Below are 3644 nucleotides of genomic sequence, written 5' to 3' on the forward strand. Positions count from 1 at the left end.
GCGGCGGCGGACTTCGCCGGCTTCGCCGGGGTGGAAGACGGGCCGGACGCCTTGGCGGCGGGGGCGGCTGACGGCTTCGCGGGAGGGTTCTTCTTCGTGGCCACCGGAGGGCCTCCTGGCAGGTAGCGACCGTGGTCCCAGAGGGGATTGAAACGTACGCGTCTCACACGGTCACGGTGCCTACCAGAAAACGCCCCCCCGGGGACATCCCCGGGCGTTCGCCGCCCGGGGCCCTGCGGTTACCGCGTCACTTCACCGGCTTAGCCGAACAGGCCGCCAACGAAGCTGGAGACGGCGGAGACGGCGGCGCCCACCTGGCTGACCACCGGGATGTTGGTGGCGGCGGCGATGGAGCCCACGGCGGTGATGACGCCCGTGACCTTCTTGGTGGTGCTGGCGTTCGGGTCGCGCAGGGTGGAGATCGCGTTCGCCGTGTCGAAGGCGGCGATGGCGATGTTCGCGCCCGGGGCGAAGCGGCCGGCGGCCTTGGCCAGGGTGCCCCCGGCGGCCTTGGCGGCGGCGGTCGCACCGGCCTTGGCGGCGGCCTTGCCACCCTCGGACAGCGCGGCGCGGGCGGCGGCGCGGGACGCCGTGCCCGTGGCGGCCTTCAGGGCCACGCCGGACTCGCTGACGGCGGTCTTCAGGGCGGAGCGCACGCCGTTCTTGATGGCGGAGGAAGCGCCACCCTCGAAGGCGGCCTTGGCGGCGGCACCGGCGGCGGCGCGGGCCAGCTTGGGGCCGGCGCCCGGGACCGCGGCCTTGAAGGCGCCGCTGGCGGCCTTGTACGCGCTGCCGAACTTGTTCACGTCGCGGGCCAGTTCCAGGCCGCCCTTGACGGTGCTGACCGCCGTCTTGCCGGCGGTGGCGACGGAGCCCAGCGCCTTGTTCCAGTCCTCGCTGGAGCCGGAGCGCACGGCGTTGCGCACGTCGGAGATGGCCGTGCCGGCCTGGCCCACCAGCTTCGCGGCGTTGGTGACGGTGCCCACGGCGCCGCCCGCGATGCCCAGCTTGCCCTTGAGGTCGAGCTTGGTCTTCGGGTCCGTGGCCTTGGAGACCAGCTTGTCGACGTTGCCCTTCAGCGTCGCCTTGAAGCCGTCCGTCTTCAGGCTCTTGACGTTGTCGAAGCCGTCCTTCACGGCCGTCTTCACCTTGTTGAAGGTGTCGTAGCCCTTCTTCGCCTGCGTCCCGATGTCCTTCGCCGCCTTGATGGGGTCCTGCTGGACCTGGCGGATGGTGTTGGAGACGGCACTGCGGGCGCGGTTGATGAGGCTCATGTGGGGCTCACTCGTCGGAGTTCGAGGAATGGTTTGGAAGGGCTGCTGACGTCTTGAGGGGATTATCGCAGCAGCTGTCGATCAGTTGCGTAGCACCTCACATGTGCTGAAAAGGTGGGTGCGGGACACCGGTTGTGGCACGCAGCGTCAGCGTCAGCGGCAGTCGGGGTCCGCGTCGTCGGCCCGGCCATCCGCGTCGTTGTCCGCGCCGTCGTGGCAGTGGCCGGCCTCGGACGGGACCCATTCGGTGACGTGGAGGGTGTAGCGGATGGGGGTGTCCCGGTCCGGCCGGGCCATGCCGTCCACCACCACCAGCGCGGACTGCCCCTGGGCCAGGGTGAGCTTCAGCGCCGGGGCGGCCTTGGTGGTGGGGTGTGGGTGCGCGGAGCAGCCCAGCTCCGTGCCCCGGCAGCCGGTGAGGAGGTACAGGGCGTGGCCGCCCGCGTCCGGGTCGTTGCCGGGCGAGGTGTCGAAGACGAAGGTGCCGGCCTTCGGCGCCGTCCACAGGTGGGCGCGGTCCTGCTGGAGCAGCGCGCCGCAGGTGCCCTGGAAGCCGTCGCCGGAGAGGGCCGTCTCGCCCTGGAAGGTGACGGGCAGGGCGCTGCCCAGGTCGTGGTGGGCGCAGCCCTGGCCCTTGCAGCGGGGCTCGTCGCGGCACTCGGTGTCCGCGCAGTCCACCCAGCGGTCCCCGTCGTTGTCCATGCCGTCGAAGCAGGCGCCGGCCTCGGTGGCGCGCAGCTCGTCGATGTGCAGCTCGAAGGCGCCTTGCGTGAAGGACCCGCCGGCCACGGCGTCCACCGTCACCAGGACCCGCTGGCCCTGCGTCAGCGTCACCGCCACCCGGGATCCGCCGCCGTAGCTGATGCCGCCCGTGGCGCACGCCAGCTCCTCGCCGCCGCAGCCGTCCGCGTACACGGCGATGACGGACCGTATCGCCGAGCGGGCCGTGTCGAAGGTGAAGGTGCCCGTCCGGGGCGCCGTCCACAGGTAGCCCCGGTCCGGAGCCCCCGCGCCTCCACACGAGGCGGCATGGTCGTCCCGGGCCTCCACGGTGGAGCCCTTCAGCGACACCGGCAGCGCGCTGCCCAAATCCCGGTCCACGCACACGGGCTCCGGAGGCGCGCAGACGTGGGGCACGCCCGTGCCGCCGCAGGTCTCCGGCGCCGTGCATGCGCCGCAGTCGAGCGTGCCGCCGCAGCCATCCGCCACCGCGCCGCACGTCGCCCCCAGAAAGCCGCAGGTGGCCGGCCGGCATCCCGGGACCGCGCAGACGTTGGGCACGCCGCCCGCGCCACAGGTGAGCCCCTCGCCGCACGCGCCGCACTCGAGTGTCCCGCCGCAGCCGTCCGCGACCCGGCCGCAGTCCTTGCCCAGGGCCTCGCAGGTGGCCGGCGTGCACGCGGCCCTGCCGCAGACGTTGGGCGTGCCCGCGCCGCCGCAGGTCTCGGACGCGAGGCAGCCTCCGCACTCCAGCACCGCGCCGCAGCCGTCGGACACGCGGCCGCAGTTCACGCCCAGGGCCGCGCAGGTCGTGGGCACGCAGGTGCCGGCGCCGCAGACGTTGGCCTCGCCCGCGCCGCCGCACGTCGCGTCGGCCGCGCAGGCGCCGCACTCCAGGACGCCGCCGCAGCCGTCCAGCACCTCGCCGCAGCTCTTCCCCAGCGCGGCGCAGGTGGCCGCCTGGCACAGCGGGGCCGCGCAGACGTTGGCCACGCCGCCCGCGCCGCAGGTGAGCCCCTCGCCGCACGTACCGCAGTCGAGCACCCCGCCGCAGCCGTCGGACACGGCGCCGCAGTTCTTGCCCAGCGCCCCGCAGGTGGTGGGGACGCACGGCGCGCGGCCGCACACGTTGGCGGTGCCGCCTCCGCCGCACGTCTCGTCCGGCCCGCACGCGCCGCAGTCGAGCACCCTGCCGCAGCCATCCGGGACCTGGCCGCAGTTCTTTCCCGACGCCTCGCAGGTGCTGGGGACGCAGGCCGGGGGGCCGCAGGCGTTGGGCACGCCGGCGCCTCCGCAGACCTCCGGGGTCGCGCACGTGCCGCAGTCGAGCACGCCGCCGCAGCCGTCCGAGAGCGGCCCGCAGGTGGCGCCCCGCGCCTCGCAGGTGCTGGGGACACAGGGCTGGGGGCCGCAGACGTTGGGCACGCCACCCCCGCCGCAGGCCTGGTCTCCGGCGCACTCGCCACACTGGAGCGTGCCGCCGCACCCGTCGATGGCGTAGCCGCAGTCCAGCCCCTGGGACTCACACGTCATGGGCATGCAGAGGGGCGGGGGCCGCCAGGCCAACCTGGAAGAGACGGTGTCCTCCGGCAGCGTCTGGCCGCACGCAGCCCACAGCCCCAGAAGCAGCACCCAGCCTGGCCACCCGCC

At 74.1% G+C, this 3644-nt stretch carries 2 protein-coding genes; both read right to left on the bottom strand.

From position 1 onward, the window contains the following. Window positions 1-260: 260 nt before the first annotated feature. Complete coding sequence (locus D7V80_RS40465) at window positions 261-1274, bottom strand: hypothetical protein (protein WP_120593091.1); 1014 nt, start codon at window positions 1272-1274, stop codon at window positions 261-263. Window positions 1275-1427: 153 nt separating this feature from the next. Beyond that, the coding region (locus D7V80_RS40470) for a tryptophan synthase alpha chain (RefSeq protein ID WP_233586091.1) at window positions 1428-3644 on the bottom strand (2217 nt) is incomplete at its 5' end.

It is taken from the genome of Corallococcus sp. CA054B, assembly GCF_003611625.1.
In the GTDB taxonomy this organism is placed as follows: Bacteria; Myxococcota; Myxococcia; order Myxococcales; family Myxococcaceae; genus Corallococcus; species Corallococcus coralloides.